Source organism: Streptomyces sp. WELS2 (assembly GCF_013870595.1).
In the GTDB taxonomy this organism is placed as follows: domain Bacteria; phylum Actinomycetota; class Actinomycetes; order Streptomycetales; family Streptomycetaceae; genus Streptomyces.
In genome coordinates, this window is sequence record NZ_JACBWZ010000006.1 from 1 (window position 1) to 21,394 (window position 21,394).

16 protein-coding genes are annotated in these 21,394 nt (G+C 71.6%); all 16 read right to left on the reverse strand.

What is annotated here, in order from left to right; all coding sequences use genetic code 11:
- Window positions 1–56: 56 nt before the first annotated feature.
- Window positions 57–1,982, reverse strand: a complete 1,926-nt coding sequence (locus H5J33_RS00895; protein ID WP_309485284.1) for an alpha-amylase family glycosyl hydrolase — start codon at window positions 1,980–1,982, stop codon at window positions 57–59.
- Window positions 1,979–2,314 carry an anti-sigma factor antagonist gene (locus H5J33_RS00900; protein ID WP_181792784.1) on the reverse strand — a complete coding sequence of 112 codons (336 nt, stop codon included), beginning with the start codon at window positions 2,312–2,314 and terminating at the stop codon, window positions 1,979–1,981. The genes H5J33_RS00895 and H5J33_RS00900 overlap by 4 nt, the downstream gene beginning before the upstream one ends.
- 13 nt (window positions 2,315–2,327) lie before the next feature.
- Window positions 2,328–4,145: an AGE family epimerase/isomerase gene (locus tag H5J33_RS00905; protein WP_181792785.1), complete on the reverse strand. Its 1,818-nt coding sequence runs from the start codon at window positions 4,143–4,145 to the stop codon at window positions 2,328–2,330.
- Complete coding sequence (locus tag H5J33_RS00910) at window positions 4,135–4,800, reverse strand: DJ-1/PfpI family protein (protein ID WP_181792786.1); 666 nt, start codon at window positions 4,798–4,800, stop codon at window positions 4,135–4,137. The genes H5J33_RS00905 and H5J33_RS00910 overlap by 11 nt, the downstream gene beginning before the upstream one ends.
- Before the next feature lie 11 nt (window positions 4,801–4,811).
- Entirely contained in the window at window positions 4,812–6,419 is a 1,608-nt protein-coding gene (locus H5J33_RS00915) for a thiamine pyrophosphate-binding protein (RefSeq protein ID WP_181792787.1), read from the reverse strand.
- 38 nt (window positions 6,420–6,457) lie between these two features.
- Window positions 6,458–7,282, reverse strand: coding sequence for a type 1 glutamine amidotransferase domain-containing protein (locus H5J33_RS00920; protein ID WP_181792788.1), 825 nt, complete (start codon window positions 7,280–7,282; stop codon window positions 6,458–6,460).
- Window positions 7,283–7,489: 207 nt separating this feature from the next.
- A complete protein-coding gene (gene glgB, locus H5J33_RS00925) occupies window positions 7,490–9,646 on the reverse strand; it encodes a 1,4-alpha-glucan branching protein GlgB (protein WP_181792789.1) in 2,157 nt (718 codons plus the stop codon).
- A complete protein-coding gene (locus H5J33_RS00930; protein WP_181792790.1) occupies window positions 9,643–10,959 on the reverse strand; it encodes a maltokinase N-terminal cap-like domain-containing protein in 1,317 nt (438 codons plus the stop codon). Before H5J33_RS00930 ends, glgB begins: the two co-directional genes overlap by 4 nt.
- The gene (treS, locus tag H5J33_RS00935) at window positions 10,956–12,671 is read right to left on the reverse strand and encodes a maltose alpha-D-glucosyltransferase (protein ID WP_181792791.1); all 1,716 of its coding nucleotides are present in this window, start codon (window positions 12,669–12,671) and stop codon (window positions 10,956–10,958) included. The genes H5J33_RS00930 and treS overlap by 4 nt, the downstream gene beginning before the upstream one ends.
- Window positions 12,668–14,626 carry an alpha-1,4-glucan--maltose-1-phosphate maltosyltransferase gene (locus H5J33_RS00940; RefSeq protein ID WP_181792792.1) on the reverse strand — a complete coding sequence of 653 codons (1,959 nt, stop codon included), beginning with the start codon at window positions 14,624–14,626 and terminating at the stop codon, window positions 12,668–12,670. The genes treS and H5J33_RS00940 overlap by 4 nt, the downstream gene beginning before the upstream one ends.
- Window positions 14,627–14,701: 75 nt before the next feature.
- Entirely contained in the window at window positions 14,702–15,400 is a 699-nt protein-coding gene (locus tag H5J33_RS00945) for an EthD domain-containing protein (protein ID WP_181792793.1), read from the reverse strand.
- 44 nt (window positions 15,401–15,444) lie between these two features.
- Window positions 15,445–15,753 (reverse strand): muconolactone Delta-isomerase, encoded by a 309-nt coding sequence (locus H5J33_RS00950; protein ID WP_181792794.1) that lies wholly within the window; start codon window positions 15,751–15,753, stop codon window positions 15,445–15,447.
- Between the two features lie 61 nt (window positions 15,754–15,814).
- Window positions 15,815–16,999 carry a transposase gene (locus tag H5J33_RS00955; protein WP_181792795.1) on the reverse strand — a complete coding sequence of 395 codons (1,185 nt, stop codon included), beginning with the start codon at window positions 16,997–16,999 and terminating at the stop codon, window positions 15,815–15,817.
- Window positions 17,000–17,729: 730 nt separating this feature from the next.
- Window positions 17,730–19,205, reverse strand: coding sequence for an MFS transporter (locus H5J33_RS00960; RefSeq protein WP_258564787.1), 1,476 nt, complete (start codon window positions 19,203–19,205; stop codon window positions 17,730–17,732).
- A 263-nt stretch (window positions 19,206–19,468) separates the two neighbouring features.
- Window positions 19,469–20,347: a TIGR03619 family F420-dependent LLM class oxidoreductase gene (locus H5J33_RS00965; protein ID WP_181792797.1), complete on the reverse strand. Its 879-nt coding sequence runs from the start codon at window positions 20,345–20,347 to the stop codon at window positions 19,469–19,471.
- A 36-nt stretch (window positions 20,348–20,383) separates the two neighbouring features.
- Complete coding sequence (locus tag H5J33_RS00970) at window positions 20,384–21,280, reverse strand: LysR family transcriptional regulator (protein WP_181792798.1); 897 nt, start codon at window positions 21,278–21,280, stop codon at window positions 20,384–20,386.
- Window positions 21,281–21,394: the final 114 nt, after the last annotated feature.

The window sequence follows — 21,394 nt, forward strand, 5'->3', positions numbered from 1 at the left end:
GACGACGTGTCCCTGAAGCCGGTGGCGCCCGCCAGACCGAAGGCACATCTCGCGGACTACGCCGGGGCGAGCGGCTCCGGCGCGGCGGTGTCGGCGAAGGCGTGCCAGGCGAGGTGGCCGGGCAGGTCGGGCAGGGGGACGGTATGGGTCTCCCAGTGCGCGTTGGCGGCGACGTGCACGGCGTCGTCGCCGAGCCGCAGCGTCCACTGCAGCAGCGGGACGCCGTCGACGGGGATGGCGGCCAGGCCCCGGGCGTCGGGCGAACGCAGCGCCGGATGGCCGTGCCGGAAGGCGGTCAGCGCCCGGGTGAAGTTCAGCAGCCCGGCGTTGTCCGCGGCGAGGTCCCAGTCGACCCAGGACAGCTCGTCGTGGCAGTACGCGTTGTTGTTGCCCTGCTGGCTGCGGCCGAACTCGTCGCCGGCGGTGAGCATCGGCACGCCGCGGCCGGCCAGCAGCAGGACGAGGGCGTTGCGGACCTGCCGGGAGCGCAGCCGCAGCACCTCGGGGTCGTCGGTCGGGCCCTCGGTCCCGCAGTTCCACGAGTGGTTGGTCCGCTCGCCGTCGAGGTTGTCCTCGCCGTTGGCGTGGTTGTGCTTGTCGTTGTACGCGTACAGGTCGTGCAGGGTGAACCCGTCGTGGCAGGTGATGAAGTTGACGGAGGCCCGGGGCCCGCGCCGCCCGTACAGGTCCAGGGAGCCGAGGACGCGTGCGCCGAGGTCCCGGGCCGCCTCCTGGTCTCCCTGGAGGAAGCGGCGCGCCGAGTCGCGGAAACGGCCGTTCCACTCCGACCAGCGCCCGTAGTGCGGGAAGCTGCCGACCTGGTACAGGCCGCCCGCGTCCCACGCCTCGGCGATGAGTTTGGTGTCGCGCAGCACCGGGTCGGCGGCGATCGCCTCCAGCAGGGGAGGGTCGGCCAGCGGGGTGCCGTCCTGGCCGCGGACCAGCGCGGAAGCCAGGTCGAAGCGGAACCCGTCGATGTGGAACTCGGTCACCCAGTGGCGCAGGCAGTCCAGGACGAAGGCCCGGCCGACGGGGCTGTTGGCGTTGAAGGTGTTGCCGGTGCCGCTGAAGTTCAGATAGCCGCCGTCCGGTGCCAGCAGGTAGAAGCCGGGGTTGTCCAGCCCCCGGAAGGAGAGGGTGCGGCCGCGTTCGTCGCCCTCCGCGGTGTGATTGAAGACCACGTCGAGGACGACCTCGATGCCGGCCGCGTGCAGTCGCCTGACCGTGTCCTTCAGTTCGGAGGCGGCGTCGTCCGAAGCGGCGTAGCCGGCCTTCGGCGCGAAGTAGCCGAACGTGTTGTAGCCCCAGTAGTTGAACAGCCGCCGGTCCTCGCTGCTGCGGGCGTTGTCCGACTCGTCGAACTCGAACACCGGGAGCAGTTCGACGCAGTTCACGCCGAGGTCGAGCAGGTGGGGGATCTTCTCGGCCAGGCCGGCGAAGGTCCCGGGCCGGCGCACCCCGGAGGAGGGGTGGCGGGTGAAGCCGCGCACGTGCAGCTCGTAGACGACGAGGTCCTCGACCGGGATCCCGGGCGAGGTGTCGCCCTGCCAGTCGAAGGCGTCGCCGGCGACGACCCGGGACCGGTACGGGTACGGGTCGAGCGAGTACGGCGCGCCCCAGGTCTCCCGGCCGCCGAAGGCCCGCGCGTAGGGGTCGGCCAGGACGGTGCGGGCGTCGAAGCGCAGCCCGCGGCCGGGGGCGTACGGGCCGTCGGCGCGGTACCCGTACTCGATGGCCTCGGGATCGAGGCCGCCGACGAGCATGCTGTAGACACCGCCGACCCGGCAGTGGCGGGGGAAGACCACCTCCGCGAACGGCTCGGGCGCGCCACGCCGGTACAGCACCAGGGTCATGGAGGTGGCCCCGCCGGAGGGGATCGAGAAGTTGATCCCCTCCGGGGTGACGGTGGCGCCGTAGGGCAGCGGCACGCCGGGGCTCACCCGCAGGTCGGCGGTGCGGGGCGGAGCGGCGGCGGTGGTCACGGGGCCAGCACCCGGATCGCGTCGTCGACGCTGTCGGCCACCAGGACGCTGTCCAGGAAGCCGGTGGCCGCCAGGACGCTGCGGGCCTCCTCGGGCATGGCCGCCAGGGCCAGCGGAACACCGTGGGCACGGGCCCGGTAGTAGAGCAGCAGCAGCACCCGCAGGCCCGCGCTGGACAGGTAGCCGACGCGTCCGAGGTCGAGCAGCAGTTGCCCGCTGTCCGGCGTGAGCGCCTCCAGGTTCGCGCTGGCCTCGGCGGCGGTCACCCCGTCGAGGTCGCCGTCGACGACGACCACCGTGACGGTGCCCCGCATGTACTTCTCGACCTGCATGTCATATCTCCGATCAGCGGGCCGGCTGCAGGGTGGCCCGCACGTGCAGCGGCTTCTCCGAGCGCGGCAGCTCGATGGTCAGGGCGTCGGGGTCGAAGCCCGTGAACGGGCTGCCGTCCACCTCGACCGCGCCGAGGCGGACCGAGCCCGGGGGCAGCGCGTCGGGGGCGACCCGCAGCGTCCGGTCGGCCTCCGGCAGCGGCCGGAACCACAGCGACAGGGGCTCGCCGTTGAGCAGCAGCCGCTCGTACACCGTGGCGAGCAGGCACAGCTCGGCCTTGTGGTACAGGCTCATCGCGTGGTTGGCCTTCATCCGCTCGGTGCCGAGCAGGTACGGCAGGCCGTCGGCCAGCACGTTGAAGTAGACGCCGCCCTCCTCGTGGTCCAGGAAGAAGGCGTTGTAGAACGCGGCGGACTCGCGCGCCTGGGTACGGAAGCCGGCGTCGCCGGTGTTGCCGGCGAGGATCTGGTACGCCAGGATCGCCTGCTCCTGCTGCCACCACGCCTTGCGGTCGTGCCAGGCCATCCGGTGGAAGTCCTCGCCGGGCCGCCGGGTGCGTTCCACCACGTCGTACCAGCCGTGCCGCTGCAGGTCGGCGCCGACCGCGGGCATGGTCCGCCCGATGTGCCGGGCGAGTTCGGTGTAGCGGTCCTTGGGGCGGATGGCGTTCATCCGCATCAGGTTCCAGGCGATCTTCAGGTTGTGACCGACGACGGCGCGGTCCTGCTGCCAGCCCCAGGTGCGGTCGGCCGACCAGTCCTCGTGGAAGCGTTCCTGGACGAAGGGGCTGCCTTCCTCGGGGAAGCGCTCGACGATCAGGTCGAAGCACTCCTCGAGCATGTCGGCGTGCCGCGCCTCACCGGTCGCCAGGTACAGGTTGAGCAGGTACGCGGGCGCGTGGTCGCCGATGGAGTTCCAGTTCTTGCGCGAGCGGTTGCGGCCCAGCGACGGGTGGTGCGGGCTGAGTTCGAGGGGGTCGATGTGCGAGTAGTAGCCGCCCCGCTCGTGGTCCTTGAAGTACCGGTGGAACAGACGCAGGGTCGCGTCGATGTCGTCGGCGATGCGCGGGTCACCGGTGATGCGGTAGGTCTGCGTCGGGCCGACGAGCGCGTAGATCTGCTCGTAGGCGGGGATGGCGCGGTAGTCGTCGTCGAACTCGGAAGTGAAGATCTTGGACTCCGTGCCGCCCCGCACGTCGATGCCGTGGTACCAGTACACGACGTCGCTGTCCCGGTCCACGAAGCGCATGTGGTCGCGCAGGTACTCGGTGCCGCGCTCGGCGATGCGCAGGTAGTCCTCGTCGCCGGAGAGCATGTAGGCGGAGGCCATGCCGTACACCAGCCGGGAGATCGTGTCGGTCTCCTGGACGTGGTGGTCGCCCTTGTTGCCGCTCAGGCGCAGCTGGGTGCGGTAGTCGGCGAAGTCGGGGTCGGAGGTCTGCCCGAACTGCGCGACGCGGTAGAAGCGGGCCAGCTCCCCCAGCTGGTGAGGCCACCAGCCGCCGTCCTCGAACGCGTACCGGCCGGCCTGCTCGCCGAGGAAGGTGACGTGCTTGGCCTCGACGGTGTAGCCGGAGCGGCCCGGGTAGAAGACGCCGTACAGGAACAGGTGCCGGCCCGGGACGAGCAGTTCGGCCAGCCGTCCGGTCACGTCCCGGTAGGGCTCGCCGAGGTTGCGCAGCATCTCCGCGGTGGCGGTGCCGTACTCGGCGCGCACCGTCCGCCCGTCACCCGTGCGCAGCGTGACCACACGGCCGGCCGGGTCGTGTTCGGTGACGTAGCCGGCGACGAGGTCGGAGAACAGGAAGTCCGGTCGGTAGTCACCCGTCATGGTGGTCCCCCTTTCGGTTGGGTACGGTCGAGCGCCACCAGCGCCGGTCGCGGGAGGCTCCCCTGGCCGCGAGGAGGTCGATGAGGGTGCGGGCGAAGAGGTGGCAGTGGTCGGCACTGCGGGCGGTGACCAGGTCGCCGTGCACCACGACGTCCTGGTCGGTGTAGACCGCCCCCATGTGCCGGACGTCGTGAACGAGGTTGTTGTGGCAGGTCACGGGCCGCCCGCGGACCGCCTCGGGGATCGGCGACAGCAGCCACATGCCATGGCAGATGATCCCTTTGAGGATGCGCGGATCGTCGAAGGCCCGCTTCAGCAGCCGGACGGCGGGCGAGAGGTCGCCCGCCTTCTCGGCGTACCTGAGCCGGTCGGAGACCATGCCGGAGGGGACGATGAGGGCGGAGTACTCGCGCAGCCGCTCGTCGTCGACCAGCTCCAGGTCCCCGTCGACGGTGAGGGGGAGGTGGTGCTCGTGGCCGGTGAAGGTGAGGGCGTCCTCGCCCCACAGCCTGGTCAGGAGCTCGACCCGGGCGCCTTCCTCGGCGAAGCGCCGCAGGTAGTAGTCCACCTCGGGCTCGACGTAGTCGCTCTCCATCAGGATCGCGACGGTACGTCCCGCCAGGCGGCCGTCGGCGGCCGGTGCGATGGCGTTCATCGGCGCGCCCCTCAGTCCGTGGCCAGGTCGACGAGGAACGGCCCGGGGTGCTCGAGCATCCGCCGGATCGCGGCCTCCACCTGGTCCGGCTTGTCCACCCGCACCGCCTCGACGCCCAGGCTCCGGGCGAGCTCGACGAAGCCGATGCCCGGGCTGCTGAGGTCGAAGCCGGCCGGGTGGTCGTGCGAGGCTATGGAGCGCTCGCGCCAGTACTGCTCGATGTTCAGGTCGAGCAGCTGGTAGCGCTGGTTGTTGCAGATGACGAACTTCGCCGCGACCCCGTAGCGGGCGGCCGTCCACAGCGCCTGGATGGTGTACATGCTGCCGCCGTCGCCGGTGAAGCCCACCACGTGGGCCTCGGGACGGGCCAGCTTGGCGCCGATCGCGCCGGGGATGCCGATGCCGAGGGAGCCGCCGCGGGTCAGGAAGTAGTCGCCGGGCCGGGTCGGCGGGAGCTGGCGGACCAGCGGCGGGGAGGCGGTGAGCGCCTCGTCGAACAGCACCACGCCCGCCGGGCCGGCCTGCCGGCGCAGCTCCGCGGCGAACAGCTCCATCAGCGGGCTGTCGGCCGTGGTCGCGGGGATCGGCACCGGGTCGGCGGCCGACCGGGTCAGGCCCCGGGACTCCAGCAGGTCGCCGAGTGCGGCGAGGGTCGGAGCCGGGTCGGCGACCAGGGCCACGTCGACGGGGAAGTTCTTGGCCATCTCCCAGTCGTCCAGGTCGATGTGGACGATCTTCGCGTCGGCGCGGAAGGGACTGGCCAGCGAGGGGAACACCTCGGGGAACAGGTAGGTCCCGACCACTGCCACCACGTCGGCCTCCGCGACCGCGGCAGCGCTGACCTCGCCGAACATGTGGCCGAGCTGTCCGCGGTAGAGCGGGTGGGTGGCGTCCATGTTGACTTCGGAGTTGTCCAGGCCCCACACCGGGGCGTCCAGCAGCTCCGCCAGCCGCGCCAGTTGCGCCTGCCCGCCGGAGACCGAGACGCCGTCGCCCATCAGGATCAGCGGGTTGCGTGCGTCCGCGAGCAGTGCCGCGGCGCGTTCCAGTTCCGCCGCGACGGGAAGGACGGCCCGGGTGGGCACCGAGGACGGCACCACGGGCTCGCTGGTCAGCTCGTCCAGCACGTCCATCGGCAGGGCGACGAACACCGGCCCGCGCGGAGGCGTCATCGCCACCTTCACCGCGCGCCGCAGCACCCGCAGCACCGAGGAGGGGTGCGTCACCCGCGTCGCGTACTTGGTGACCGGCCTGGCCATCTCCACCAGGTCGACGGCCATCTGCGAGTCCATCGCGTCGTAGCGCACGCCGGCGTCGCCGGCGATCACCACCAGCGGGGAGTGACCCCGCTTGGCCTGATAGAGCATGCCCACGCCGTTGCCCAGGCCGACGCCGGTGTGCAACTGCACGAGCGCCGGGCCCCCGGAGGCCCGGGCGTAGCCGTCGGCGATCCCGACGGCCACGCCCTCGTGCAGCGCCAGCATGTACTCGAAGCCCCGGACCTGCTCCAGGACGTCCAGGAAACCCTGCTCCACCGTGCCCGGGTTGCCGAACATCCTGGTGACCCCATCAGCCAGGAACTGCTCGAAGATCGCTTCCTTGCCAGGCCTCGCGTTCATGCGCGTTACCTCCAGGTCAGTCGTGACGGGCTCGGCTGCTACCAGCCGTAGCGGCGCAGGCCCGCCTCCAGGACCTCCACCAGCTTCTCGCCGGAGAGGAAGGAGTCAGGCGTCGAACGGGCGGTGATGAACGGGTAGTCGACGAGGACCGAGGTCTCCTTGCCGACGTTTCCGTGGAAGCGGCCGTCGGGGCCGGTGGCGTCGCGCAGGATGTACTCCAGCGGGTACGGCGGCGGGCCCATGTTGAAGTCGACGCCGAGGAACCCGGTGCCGTCCTTGTAGTCGTACTCCTTGCAGTGGCCGGTGACGTGCTTGCCCCAGATGATGCTCTCGCGGGTCTCCCAGTCACGGGCGAACGCGAGGGTGGCGATGCCGTAGCACTCGGCCAGGATCGGCTTGTCCGCGCGGACGAAGGCGAGGACCAGCTCGTGCAGCCGGCCGTTGTTGGCCAGGTCGACGATCGGGCCGCTGCCGCCGACGATGACCAGCGCGTCGTACTGTTCGATGTCGGTGTCGAGCGTGGCCAGCTCCCGGTAGTACGCCTCCATCAGGCGCAGCGGGTTGGGGTCGCTGTCGTAGGGGCGCTCCGGGATCCACGCCGACAGGTCGAGCGGGTTGTCGAGGCGGTCCGACTCGTCCAGTTCCCGGGCGGCCACGGCCACCTCGGGGGTGGTCACGGAGCGGCCGAGCGGCGGGTCGATGTATCCCGGGTCCAGGCTCGGCGGGAGCGCCTGCGGACGCTTGCCGGTGGGTGTGGCGAAGACGCTCTCGTACCCGTTGCGGTCGAAGGCGACCAGCGGGCCGAGGAGTTCCTCGCCCCAGTAACCGTACTCCGAGAGTACGATCAGTACCTTCCTTGTCATTCCGTCTCCTGGGAAGAGTCGAATCGGAGATGGCGCAGAATTCGCCATTCGATATCGCTGGCGATTGCTCGCCCTTTGAAGAAAACCGGACCTGCGCCCGAGGGGCAAGGTTGCCGGCGGGCAATGCGCGTACTTGATTAAGTCCGCCCGGAATCAGGGCCCGGGCGAGGCTATTTCGTGCACTGCACGAAATAGCCTCGCCGCCGTTCAGCGCGGAGCGTCTTCCCGGCGGCCGTCGTGCCACAGCCACAGCGCGGAGCGCGCCGGAAGGCCCAGCGGCGCCCCGTCGGCCCGCACCAGCTCCGCGACCGGGGTGCCGTCGGGCGAGGCGGTGGTGTCCAGCACCACCGACCAGCCGTTCGGCGCGGGCAGCGGCACGCCGAGGGCCGTCACCGGCTGGTCGGAGAGGTTCACCAGGCACACCAGGGTCTCGCCGCCGGCACCGCCGCGCGCGAAGGCGGCGACCTGTTCGCCGTTCGGCTCTGGAAGCCACGAGAACAGCCGCGGATCATCGTCCACGTGCAACGGCGCGAGAGACCGCTGAAGCCGGTTCAGCCGCGTCACCAGGGCGGTGAGGGCCGCGCCCCGCTCGGTGGCCGCCTGGGACCACGGCAATTCGCCTTCGGCGTCCCACTCGGAGGTCTGCCCGAACTCGCCGCCCATGAACAACAGCTTTTTCCCCGGGTAGGCCCACATATAGGCGAACAAGGCCCGCAGCCGCTCCGCCTTCGCCCCGTCGTCCCCGGGCATCCGCTGCCACAGCGAGCCCTTGCCGTGCACCACCTCGTCGTGCGACAGCGGAAGCAGGAACCGCTCGGAGAAGGCGTAGGACGCCGAGTGCCTGAAGCCGTCACCGTCCGGGTGCGCGGAGCCGGTCTGGAGGAGGGTGTCGTGCATCCAGCCCAGGTTCCACTTGAGGTCGAACCCGAGGCCTTCCGGCCGGGTGACGCCGGGCCAGGCGGAGGACTCCTCGGCGATCACGAGCGCGCCCGGGTGGGCGGTGTGCACGCCGGTGGTCAGCTCCCGCAGGAGTTCGACCGCTTCCAGGTTCTCGCGCCCGCCCAGGGCGTTCGGCAGCCACTCGCCCTCGCCCCGGGAGTAGTCGAGGTAGAGCATCGAGGAGACCGCGTCGACGCGAAGGCCGTCCGCGTGGAACTCGGCGAGCCAGTACGACGCGGCGGACAGCAGAAAACTGCGGACCTCGGGCCGGGCGTAGTCGAAGATGTACGTGCCCCAGTCCGGGTGTTCACCGCGCCGGGGGTCGGGGTGCTCGTACAGGGCGGTGCCGTCGAACGTGCCCAGGCACCACGCGTCCCGCGGGAAGTGCGCCGGCACGAAGTCGAACAGCACTCCCACGCCCAGGCCGTGCAGGTGGTCCACGAGGAAGCGCAGCCCGTCCGGATCGCCGTGCCGGGCCGTGGGGGCGAAATAGGAGCCGACCTGGTACCCCCAGGAGGCGGTCAGCGGGTGCTCCGCCAGCGGCAGCAGCTGCACGTGCGTGAAGCCCAGCCGCTGCACGTGCTCGCCCAGCAGGCGCGCGAGATCGCGGTAGTCCAGCCAGGAGCCGTCCTCCCGCCGGCGCCATGAGGGCAGGTGCACCTCGTAGACGCTCATCGGCCGGCCGGCGCTCTGCCGGGCCGGGCGCTCACGCATCCACCCGGTGTCGCGCCAGGAGTACGAAGTCGCCGTGACCACGGACGCGTTGGCCGGCGGGCACTCGGCGGCCCGGGCCAGCGGGTCGGCCTTCTCGCGCCAGCGCCCGTCCGCCCCGCAGACCACGAAGCGGTAGCGGGCGCCCGCGCCCACACCGGGCACGAACAGCGCCCAGACCCCGCCGGTGCCGGTGCGGCTCATCAGGTGGCCGCGCCCGTCCCAGCCGTTGAAGTCGCCCGTGACCTGCACACCGCGGGCGTTCGGCGCCCACACGGCGAACAGCGTGCCGGCCGGGGTGCCGTTCGACGCCGGCTGCGGGCGCGCCCCCAGCAACTCCCACAGCCGGGTGTGCCGGCCCGCGGCGAACAGCGCGAGACCGTCCTCGTCCAGCACCGGCGGCCACTGGTAGGGGTCCTGCCGTTGCCGCCACCGCCCGTCGGTGCGTTCCCACACGGTGTAGAACCCCGCCCCGCCCGGTACCACGGCACGGAACAGCCCGTCGGGGTGCAGACGGCCGAGCGGGATCCGCCGGCCGTCGCCCAGCTCCACGTCCACGGCGTCCGCCCCGCGGGCCAGTACCGTGACCGCCGTCCCCTCCGCGCACGGGTGCCTGCCCAGCAGGCGGTGCGGGTCGGTGATTTGGCCGGACAGCAGCTGCCATACGCGCTCCTGGGTGGGCGGGCCGGCCGCCTCGTGCACCGGGGCGGTCACCGCGGTGCCTCCGCGGGCTGCTGTCCCAGGGCCTCCCGGACGGCCGCGAGCGGCACGGAGACCCAGTCGGGGCGGTTCCTCGTCTCGTACAGGACCTCGTAGACGGCCTTGTCCAGCTCGAAGACCCGGAGCAGGCGCCGGTCGGCGGACGTGATGCCGCCGTACCCGCGCAGGAACGCCTCCGCGGCCCCGTGCGCCCAGCCCGGGCCGTCCTCGCCCCGGGTGCGGGCGGCGTAGTCGATGGACCGCAGCATGCCCGCGACGTCCTGGAGCGGGGAGCGCCAGGCCACCCGCTCCGCCGGCGACGCCGACGGCTCGCCTTCGAAGTCGATCAGCAGCCAGCCGTCCCCGGTGCGCAGCACCTGCCCGAGGTGGAGGTCCCCGTGGATGCGCTGCAGCCGGCCGCTCGGCGGCCCGTGCGGCTCCACGGCCAGCGAGGCGCGCAGGCCGGGCGCGAACGGCCGCAGCGCCGGGACCTGCTCCAGCGCCTCTTCGAGCCGCACGGACATCCCGGCGGTCAGCCGCCCCGCCGAGGACGGCGTCAGCGCTCCCGAACCGAATGCGCGCGCCAGCGCCGGGTGGGTGGAGCGGACGGCCGCGTCGAGTGCGGCGAAGTCGTCCGGCGCCGGTTCGGCGCCGTCCCCCGCGGTGGTCGCCAGCGTCCACCCGTCGACGGCGCCCGGGGCGAAGGACTGCACCAGCCCCAGAGTGACCGGGCCCCGCTCGGTGTCGACCTCGATGGACCCGAGCACCGGGGCGATCGGCGCCCCGGCCTCGCCGCCGATCCGGCGCAGCACGTCCAGGTCGGGGTTGGTCCCCACCACCGCCCGGCGGAACAGCTTGAGGATGAAGCGCTCACCGAACACCACCGAGCTGTTGGACTGCTCGGCCTGCAGCGGGCGGACGTCGAGTCCGGCCCGGGCCGCCAGCCGCAGCGCCCCCTCCTGTTCGGAGCGGAAGCGCACCGGGCCGCTCCAGCCGCCGGCCGCGACCCGCTGCAGCAGCACGGACATCAGCTCCGGATCGCTGGTGGCCTCGTAGAACAGCCGGCCGTCCACCACGGCGATCGGGTCGGCGCACAGCCATGGCGGCACCGAGGCGCGCACGCCCACCGGGATCTGGTAACGCTGCACCGTCCCGTCGCCCATCTCGGCCGCCACGATCAGCAGCCGGGCCTCGGGGCCGTCGTGCGCCGGGGCGGGCACCAGGGGCACGTCCGAGGTGACGGTGACGTTCCGGACCGACTGGTTCTTGCCCGCGAACCAGCGCTGGACCTGCAGCCAGCGGCCCAGAGCCGCCTGGACGCCGGTCATCTCTCCTCCAGGTGACGCAGGTGCAGCCAGTAGAAGCCGTAGGGGGGCAGGGTGACGGCGAAGTCCTCGTCACCGACGGAGCCGAACACCTCGCCGCCCGTCGCCTCCACCACGACGCGGCCCCGGTGGCCCTGCAACGGCAGCAGCGCCCGCTGCGGGCGGCCCGAGACGTTGAAGACGCACAGCACCACGTCGTCCGCGTCCGCGCCCTCCGCGCGGTGGCTGCGCAGGTAGCTCAGGACGGCGGGGTTCTCACCCTCCACCTCCGTGTACGTGCCGAGCCCGAAGGCGGGGTGCTCCTTGCGGACCTGCAGCATCTCGCGGTTCCAGTGCAGCAGGCTGGAGGGCACACGCCGCTGGGCCTCGACGTTGACCGACTGGTACCCGTAGACGGTGTCGGCCACCACCGGCAGGTACAGCTGGCCCGGGTCCGCGGTCGAGAAACCGGCGTTGCGGTCGGGGGTCCACTGCATCGGGGTGCGCACGGCGTCCCGGTCGTCGAGCCAGATGTTGTCGCCCATGCCGATCTCGTCGCCGTAGTAGAGGATCGGCGAGCCGGGCAGCGACAGCAGCATCGCGGTGAACAGGCGGACCTGCCGCTCGTCGCCGTCCAGCAGCGGGGCGAGCCGCCGCCGGATGCCTATGTTGGCCTTCATCCGCGGGTCCTTGGCGTACTCGCCGTACATGTACGCGCGGTCCTGGTCGGTGACCATCTCCAGGGTCAGCTCGTCGTGGTTGCGCAGGAACAGCCCCCACTGGCAGCCGTCCGGGATGGCCGGCGTCTGGGCGAGCACCTCGGCCACCGGGTAGCGCGACTCGCGCCGCACCGCCATGAACATCCGCGGCATCAGCGGGAAGTGGAACGCCATGTGGCACTCGTCGCCCCCGCCGGAGGTCTCGCCGAAGTAGGCGACGACCTCCTCCGGCGGCTGGTTGGCCTCGGCCAGCAGGATCCGGTCGCCGTACTCGTCGTCGACGACCTTCCGGCACAGCTTGATGAAGTCGTGGGTGGCCGGGAGGTTCTCGCAGTTGGTGCCCTCCTCGGCGAACAGGTAGGGCACCGCGTCCAGCCGCAGCCCGTCCACGCCCAGGTCCAGCCAGAAGCGCAGCACGTCGAGGACCGCCTCCTGCACCGCGGGGTTCTCGTAGTTGAGGTCCGGCTGGTGGCTGAAGAAACGGTGCCAGAAGTACTGGCCGCGGACCGGGTCGTAGGTCCAGTTCGAGCGTTCGGTGTCGACGAAGATGATGCGTGCGTCCGGGTAGCCGGAGTCGTCGTCGGCCCACATGTAGTAGTCGCCGTACGGCCCGTCCGGGTCGCTGCGGGAGGCCTGGAACCACGGGTGTTCGTCGGAGGTGTGGTTGAGCACCAGGTCGATCATGACCCGGATGCCACGGCGGTGCGCCTCGTCCAGCAGCCGCACGAACTCCTCGATGGTCCCGAACTCCGGGAGCACGGACCGGAAGTCGCTGATGTCGTACCCGCCGTCGCGCAGCGGCGAGGCGTAGAACGGCGGCAGCCACAGGCAGTCGACGCCCAGCCAGGACAGGTAGTCCAGGCGCTCGGTCAGCCCCGTGAGGTCGCCCGTGCCGTTGCCGTCCGAGTCGTGGAAGGCACGCACCAGGACCTCGTAGAAGACGGCCGTCTTGAACCAGTCCGGGCCGCCCTGCGCCGGCCCGGCGCCGGCCGCGGGCACCGGCTCGCGGGCGCTCATGCCTTCACCACGGCCGCGATGTGGGCCACCTGGTGCATCGGTTCGATCTTCACGTACGTCTCCTCGGTCCAGTGGAAGAGGTCTCCGCTCACTTCGTCGAGGACCGCGAACGTTCCGGGCTCCAGGCAGAGACGGTGGAAGTCCCAGGCGACCGTTCCCTCCTGGACGGTCGCCGGGTCCAGCGAGACAACGACGAGGACCAGGTCCCCGCTGACCGGGTCGCGCTTGGAGAACGCGACCAGCGAGTCGTTGTCGGTCGGGTGGAAGTGCAGGTCGCGCAGCTGCCGCAGCGCCGGGTGGGCACGGCGGATCTCGTTCAGCCGGGTGATCCACGGCTGCAGCGAGCGGCCCTGGTCCAGCGCCCCCCAGAAGTCCCGGGGACGCAGTTCGTACTTCTCCGAGTTCAGGTACTCCTCGCCGCCCTCGGCGAGCGGCTCGGACTCGTAGAGCTCGAAGCCCGCGTACACGCCCCAGGTCGGTGCCATGGTGGCCGCCAGCGCGGCGCGAATGGCGAACATCGCCGGCTGTGCGCGCTGCAGCGAGCGCGGCAGGATGTCGGGCGTGGTCACGAACAGGTTGGGCCGGCACTCGTGGGCGTGCGCGACCAGTTCGCCGCCGAAGGCCTCGATCTCGGCCTTCGTCTCCCGCCAGGTGAAGTAGGTGTAGGACTGGGTGAAGCCCAGCCGGGCCAGGCCGTACAGCCGGGCCGGCCTGGTGAACGCCTCGGCCAGGAACAGCACGTCCGGGAAGGACCGTTTCACCTCGCCGATGAGCCAGTGCCAGAAGTCCGGTGGCTTCGTGTGCGGATTGTCGACCCGGAAGATCCGCACCCCGTGCCGCACCCAGTGCAGGACCACGCGCAGCACCTCGGCGTACAGGCCCTCGCGGTCGTTGTCGAAGTTGAGCGGGTAGATGTCCTCGTACCGTTTGGGCGGGTTCTCCGCGTAGGCGATCGAGCCGTCGGACTTGTGTGTGAACCACTCCGGGTGCTCGGCCACCCAGGGATGGTCGGGTGAGCACTGCAGTGCCAGGTCGAGGGCGATCTCCAGGCCGAGTTCCCGGGCGCGGGCGACGAAGGCGTCGAAGTCGTCGAGTGTGCCCAGCTCGGGGTGGACCGCGTCGTGGCCGCCGTCCGCCGAGCCGATCGCCCAGGGCGAGCCGGGATCGCCGGGTCGAGCCACGACCGAGTTGTTGCGGCCCTTGCGGTTGGTCCGGCCGATGGGATGGATCGGCGGCAGGTACACCACGTCGAAGCCCATCGCGCCGACGCGTTCGAGTTCGGCCGCCGCGGTCGCGAAGGTCCCGTGCAGCGGGGTGCCGGCGGCGTCGCGGCCGCCCGTGGAGCGCGGGAAGAACTCGTACCAGGCACCGGACAGGGCCCGCTCGCGGTCCACCCACAGCTCGTACGTGCGCCCCGGCGACCGAAGGCGCTTGACCGGACGCTCGGCCATCAGCCGCAGGACCGGCTCGGACAGGGCGGGCGCGACGCGCTCGCCGATCAGCGCGCCGTCCCGGCGCAGGGCCTCCGCCGCGCCCCGCAGCAGCAGCCGTTCACCGGCCGTGGCCGCGTCGGCCGCCTCGTCGAGCAGGCGTGCGCCGTCTTCCAGGTCGACGGCGAGCAGCCCGGGATTGACGCCGGCCCCGGCCTTCACCCGTACGCCGTGGCACCAGGTGGCCCAGGGATCGTCCCAGCCGTCGACGCGGAAACGCCACAAGCCCGGATGGTCGGGCACCAGCAGCGCGTGCCACCGGTCCACGTCGTCGTGCGAGCGGCTCATCGCGGTGTGCCGCGGCGCCGGGTCGTCCGGCCCCTGCCACACCAGGGTCGCGCCCACCGCGTCGTGTCCCTCCCGCCAGACGGCGGCGCTGACGGGGACCGCCTCGCCGACCGCCGCCTTGCCCGGAAGGCCCTCTCCCACCACCGGGGTCACGTCCTCGACCACGATCCTGTTCATCAACTGCCCTTCCCGGGCCGGATCCGCGGCCCGGCGCCGGGGACCACCCCCTCGTTCGTCCCCGGCGCCGGGAGTTCAGCGGGCGTCCGGACCGATGATCCAATGCTCGCGGGTGACCAGCCGGTGGTCGTACCGGGGCTCGATCAGCCCGGCCAGCTCCTCCTCGGCGTGCTTGAACTCGTCGGACTCCAGCGCCGCGGCCAGCGCCTGCTCGTCGTCGAACCACATCAGGTGGACGGCGTCGAGCATGGCCTCGCCCAGCGCGTAGTAGCCGTCCCGGGTGTGGTTCTGCAGGTAACCGCGCAGGCCCGGCACCTGCGCCAGACGGGAGGCGTAGCCGCTCAGGCTGCGCTCGCGGAAGGCGTCGAGCGGAAGGCCCTCGGCCCGCTTGACCAGACGCAGCAGCTTGACGCCGCTGCCGGTGCCCTCGTGCCGCGGCGGCTCCTTGACGACATGCGCGTCGGTGTCGAGGACCACGGTGCGCCAGAAGGCGGCCCACTTGGGCTCGTCCAGGCGGGCACCGTTCAGGAACTCGTCCGTCTGCAGCGAGGCCAGCTGCTCCTGCTCGTTGGCCAGCCAGATCTCGGCGACGCCGCTCCACAGCGGCTCGCCCTCGCCGTCCAGGAACGACGGGATGCGGGTGTCGATCGCGTACTTGCGGATCTGCGGGATCTTGCTGGCGTACTGGACGGCGTGCACGCCGAGCCAGTAGTCCTGGAACTCCCGCTCCGTCATGCCCGGCTTGGGCGCGGCGAAGATGAGCTGGTGGATCATGGATACTCCCGTCGGTGTAGGGCGGTGCGGTGGCTGACGGCCGGTCAGACCTGGTAGCGCTTGACCACGTCCGACGCGAAGCCGAGGTAGTCGCGCAGCGGCCAGACCTCCTCGAATTCGAGGTACTCGCGCATCGGCAGCCGTCCGAGGGCGGTGCGGTCGAGTTCCTCGGCGTCGGGCGAGTCGATGATGGCGATCACGCGCTTCTGCGCCGCCACCTTCCAGATGCCGACGCAGAAACCGGAGTCGATGGTCTCCTGCGCGTGCTGGGCCTCCTCGGCCTCGATCTCCCACAGCTCGTCGAGGGAGATCCGGCCCTCGTGGTTCCACTTCATCTGCACGTAGAAAAGCATCTGAATTCCCTTGGCGAGAACGGTAGTTGAGGCTGTACGAAAGTGCGGGGCGCCGAGGCTCTCATGCGCTCGAACGCATGAGGGCGCGGTCGTGAAGGGCCTGGCTCAGCAGCAGCGCGGCCTGGGCCGCGGACGCGAGGGTCACGTGGTGGTGCCAGCCGCGGAACGAGCGGCCTTCGAAGTGCCGCAGCCCGACACGCTTGGCCAGGACGGGAGCGCTGTCGGCGTGCCGGCCCGCCATCCGCAGCAACGCCAGCGGCTCGTGCATCCCGGAGGTGCCGAGGTTGGTCACCCAGTACTCGGCGCGGGCCGGTTCGGGGCCGACCCGGTGCAGCACCCGGCGGTGCAGCAGCGGCAGCCCGTCGCGGAACGGCTCCCCGAATCCGGTGCTGCGGGGCAGCGCGGTCATCGTGTAGAAGTCCTGTTTGCAGCCGCCGCGCCGCTCGGCGCCCAGCAGCAGCCGCGTCCGGTCGCCCTCGGGGACCAGCCCGACGAGGTCCGCGAGCGTCTGCGGACCGTTCGGCCGGGCTCCCGAGCGCAGCGGCGTGCCGGCCGGTACCCGCAGCAGGTACGCCAGACCGCGGCTCTCCAGTCCGCGGACGACCGCCGCGACGTCCGTGCGGTCGTGGACGTGGGCGACCACCGGGAGGGGGCGCAGCCTCCAGTCGCCCATCATCTCGTCCACCGCGTCCAGCAGATGCCGGCGACGGGGCTGCGACCGCTCGCCGGAGGGCACGTTCGCCTTGGTGCGCAGCGGGCCCTCGTCCCACTTGCTGGTGAGCATCAGGCGCCAGTTCACCGGGACGCTGCCCAACTCGCCGGCGACTTCCACGGCGAGGGCGCTCTGGCAGTTGAGGACCCGGCCCTCGGAGGGAGCGAACTGACGGTCCACGCCGACCGAGCCGGTGCCGTTCTTGGCGAACGCGACGTCGCGCACCAGCCAGGCCCGCGGTGCCAGTTCGCGGTACACCAGCGCGGCGAGTTCCTGGCGCACCGGCGCCCAGGCCCAGGGGCTCTGGTTCACGAACTGCTGCAGGGACTGGATGGGGTCGCGTCCGTCGCTGAGTTCGGCGATCCGACGGATGGTCTTGCGTCCGTCGACATGCAGCAGCCCCCGGACGTACAGTTCGCCCCAGCGGCGCTGGTCAGCCCTGGCGAAGGAGGAGAAAAGCGCCTCGCAGAATTCGGAGATCCCAAGGTTGTCCAGCCGTCCGCCCGGTAGGGGAGCAGCATGCAGGGCAGCCATTGTTCCTCCGTCTCCTCATCTGCGGGGCGGGAATTTCCTGCCCGGGCGTATTCCGCCGGTACTCCGGAAGATTCCGGAGGTCCTGGCGGTGCCTTCATACTGGCGAGCGGAAGAACAGGCCCGCCAGGGCAAAGAGGGACTACGTTGTTTCTCGGCAACGACATCGTGACGTTTGGGAAACTGCCTGCAACAACGTGTTTTTGTACTTGTCTTTTCCGCTTGAGCGGGCTTTCGGCGCCGGCGGCCGGGATGGCGGCGCCTCTTCGGCCGGCCAGGGTGCGCGGGAACGTACTGGTCACGCCCGTTCACCGGGTACGGCGATCAGTACGGTCGCTCCTGGCGGACGGCGGGTCTGCCGTACCGCGCCGCCACGGCCCATGGGCGGGTGGGGCGGTGGATTCCGGGGGCGCCGGCCGCCTCGGGAGCCGGGCCTGCACCGGCCCAGCCGACCGGCGTGATCGGTGTGGGCGGCGGCGTGCGGCCTGCTTCCGCGGCGAGGCCGCAGGGGCGTGGACGCGCTGTGCGCTGTCCCGGTGGCCTGCTGGTGGGTGCGGGCCGGGGTTTGCCGCCGTGTGCCGTCTGTCAGCCGTCGCGCTCGCCCGCAGCGGCGGACGGCTCGGCCCGTGCTCCCCGCCGCAGCGGTTGCGGCCGGGGAGCACGGGCCGTGTACCGGATCCCGACGCCGCCGAATGCGCTCGGCGAGGGCCGGATCCGCTGGGGTGTCAGCTCCTCAGTTCGCCGTCCCGGTGGCCTCCGCGGCCGCCGGAGCCGCCTCCTCGACGGGAGCCTGGCCGAGCGCCTCGGACCAGCCGCGTCCGGTGAGCACCGCGAGCGCGCCCACCGCACAGGCGACGGCGGCGGTGACATAGGCGATGTGATAGCCGTGCAGCGTGCCGGAGCTTCCCGCGCCGGCGGACGCGGACGCCACCACCACGAGTGTGGCGACGCCCACGCTGGAGCCGATCTGCTGCGCGGTCACGTTCACCGCGCCGGCCACGCCGTGCTGGTGCTGCGGGATGCCCGTCAGCGAGGCGGCCGTCATCGCGGGGAACCCGAAGCCCTGGCCGATGCCGCACAGCACCAGGCCCGGCAGCACGTACCAGTAGTTGCCGTCCAGCGGGGTCAGCACCCAGGTGAGCACGCCGAGGCCGATCAATGTCAGGGAGGCGGTCATCAGGCCCTTCATGCCCAGCTTGCCGAACAGCTTCGGCGTGAAGAGGTTCGACACCACGAACACCGTCAGCGGATTGGCGATCGTGGCCAGGCCCGACTCCACCGGCGAGAAGCCCAGCATGCCCTGCAGGTACAGGGGGGCGAAGAACAGCAGGCCGATCGAGGCGGTGCAGAACAGGAACGCGGTCAGCGAGCCGGCCCGCACGGGGGCGGAGCGGAAGATGGACAACGGCAGCAGCGGCTGGGCCGTGGTGCTCTCGCGGACGAAGAACAGCACCAGCATGATCGCGGCCGCGATCAGCGACACGATGGTGCCCGCGTCGGTCCAGCCGGACTGGCCGCCGCGGCTGACGCCGTAGACGGCCAGGATCAGGCCGGCGGTGACCGTGATGGCACCGGGGGCGTCCACCGGCTGGCTGGAGCGCTCACCGGCCGGCAGCGCCGCCTTGATGCCCGCGAGCACGACCGCGCCGAACAGCACCAGGAAGAGCAGCACCGCCCGCCATGAGAACACCTGGGTCAGCACACCGCCCAGGACCAGGCCGCCGCTGATGCTCGCGGCACCCACGCCGGCGTAGACGCTGAACGCCTTGTTGCGCGCCGGACCCTCAGGGAAGACCTCGGTGAGCAGTGCCAGTGCGGCCGGACCGGACAGGGCCGCGCCGACGCCCTGCACCGCCCGGGCGACGATCAGCAGCGCCACGTTCGGCGCGAGCCCGCCGGCCAGGGCGCCGACGGTGAACAGCACCACGCCGAGGGTGAACACGAAGCGCCGCCCCAGTACGTCGGCCAGCCGGCCACCGAACAGCAGGAAGCCCGCGAAGGTGACGGCATAGGACGTCATCGCCCACTGCAGCGTCGCGTCGCCCAGGTGGAACTGTTCGCCGATGCGCGGCAGGGCGGCGTTCATGACGGCCAGACCACCGAGATCGAGAGCGAGCGCCCCGCAGAGCACGCCGAGGGAGAGCCGCTGGCGGCCCCGCCCAGCCGGCGCGGTCGCGTCCGCGGGACGTGGTGAGGGATTGGTACCCAAGGAACACTCCTCATGTGGAAAGGAAGCACGCATACCGGTTCGCAGACGAGGAAGGAGCCGCTGCGCCTGTGCATTCTCCGTTTCCGCGCGCACCGGTCGGCGGCGGTGTCGGCATCCGCACCGGCGCATTGGAAGTGAACCGGAGGAAGGAGTACCAGGTCCAATAACTGATTTTATGACCAGCGGTTATAGCTACTGCGTGCGCAGGCCTGGGCGGCCGGCGGCGCCCGGGCCTGCGACGGAGAACGCGGCGACGGTCCCGGCTACAGCTTCGACTTCACTTCCTCGGCCACCCACTCGAGCGCGTCACCGGTCGCGGATGCCTCGACAGGCATCCACAACGAGCACATGGAGATCCCCGCGTCCGCCAGCGCGGCCAGCTCGTCGACCACACTCGCCGCGCTGGGCCGGGCGCCGCCCAGCGGCCGGCCCGGCATCGGACGGCCCTGCGGCAGGCCCGGAGGCACCAGGAAGCACACCAGGCTGAGTTCGAGCCGCTCGGCGTCGTACCCGGTCTCCTCGCCGAGCCGGCGCAACTGGGCGCGCAGCGCCGCGGCACCGCGCGGGTCCAGCCCGCCTCCGTGCCAGCCGTCACCCAGCCGCAGAGCTCGCTTCAGGGCGGCCTCGCTGTGGCCGCCGACCCACACCCGGGGGCCGCCGGGCGTGCGCGGGACGACACCGATGCGCGCCCCCCGCAGCGTGGTGTACCGGCCCTCGAAGGTGGTGGGGCCGCCCTGCCACAGCGCCCGCATCACCTGCAGTGCCTCATCGGTGCGCGTGCCACGCTGCCTGACGGGCACACCCAGCGCGGCGAACTCCTCCTCGTTCCAGCCCGTGCCGACCCCCAGCGTGAAGCGCCCCCCTGACACCACATCGAGGGTCGATGCCTGGTTGGCCAGCACCACCGGGTTGTAGTACGGCGTCACCAGGACACTGGTGGCCAGACGGATGCGCGTGGTGGCACCGGCCACCGCGGCCAGCAGCACCAGCGGGTCGGCCGCCGAGCCGTTCGCGTTGGCGAGAACGTGACCCGACATCAGCAGGTAGTGGAAGCCGAGTTCCTCGGCCCGGCGAGCCGTATCCACGGCCAGGGTGCCGTCGTCGGTGGGGAAGGGGGGTTCGACGGAGACGCCGAGTTGCATGAAGTGCTCCAAACAGCAGGACAGTTGTCATCGTGCTCAAGCGGAAGAGCTCTGTCGCTCGGACAGCGGCTCTCGTGACCAGCCGAGGCGGAGAACCACGTCGGCGAAGTCGCGCACCAAGGAGTGCGGGCTCTCGGCGGGCCATGCCAGCCCTATGCGCTGCGGCGGCGCGTCCGCCAGCGGCTTCCAGCACAGATCCGGGCGCTGGTACAGCCGGGCCACCGACTGCGGCAGCACACACATGCCGCCGCCCGAAGCCACGTTCTCCAGCAGTTCCTCGACGTTGCCGGAGGGCATCGCACACAGCGGATCGCTCTCCCACGGCGTCGCGGGGAGTGCGCCGCCGTTCACCCGCCACGCCTCCGCCCCCAGATCGGCCAGGGTCACCCGGTCCCGGCAGGCCAGCGGGTGTCCCTCGGCGACGCCCAGCATCCGCGCCTCCTCGGCGATCACCTCCACGACCAGGCCGGTGGTGTCGGCGGGCAGCCACAGGAAGGCCGCGTCCACCGTCCCCTGCCGCAGATGCACGGTGCCCTGGTCGGACTGGTAGGTGTGCGGCTGGACCAGTACCGGAGCGAAACGCAGGCCGAACGCCCCGGCGGCCTTGGCCATCAGCGCGTTCAGGCCGGGCGAGGGGCACCCCACCCGGAGCCGGTTCTCGGTGAGGGCGGAAGCGGTGCGAGCCAGGCGGGTGGCCTTCTCCCACATCAGCAGCGTCTGCCGGGCCGGCTCCAGCAGCGCCCCGCCCGCGGCCGTCAGCCGCACGTCACGCGTGTTGCGTGCGAACAGAGGCGCCTGGATCTGCTCCTCCAGCAAGCGCACCTGCCGACTGACGGCGGGCTGCGAGACGCCGAGGCGCTCCGCGGCGGCGCTGAAGCTCATCTCTTCGGCCACGGCCACGAAGTACCGCAAGGTCTGCGTCCGGACATCCATCGTTCCCCGCTCCACGACGGCTCCCCACTATGGCAGCGCATCAGGGCCCAGTGCGCCGCCGCGGCCCGGCAGCGGGCAGACACGCGTCTACTTCGTCATGTCCGGGAGCGCTCC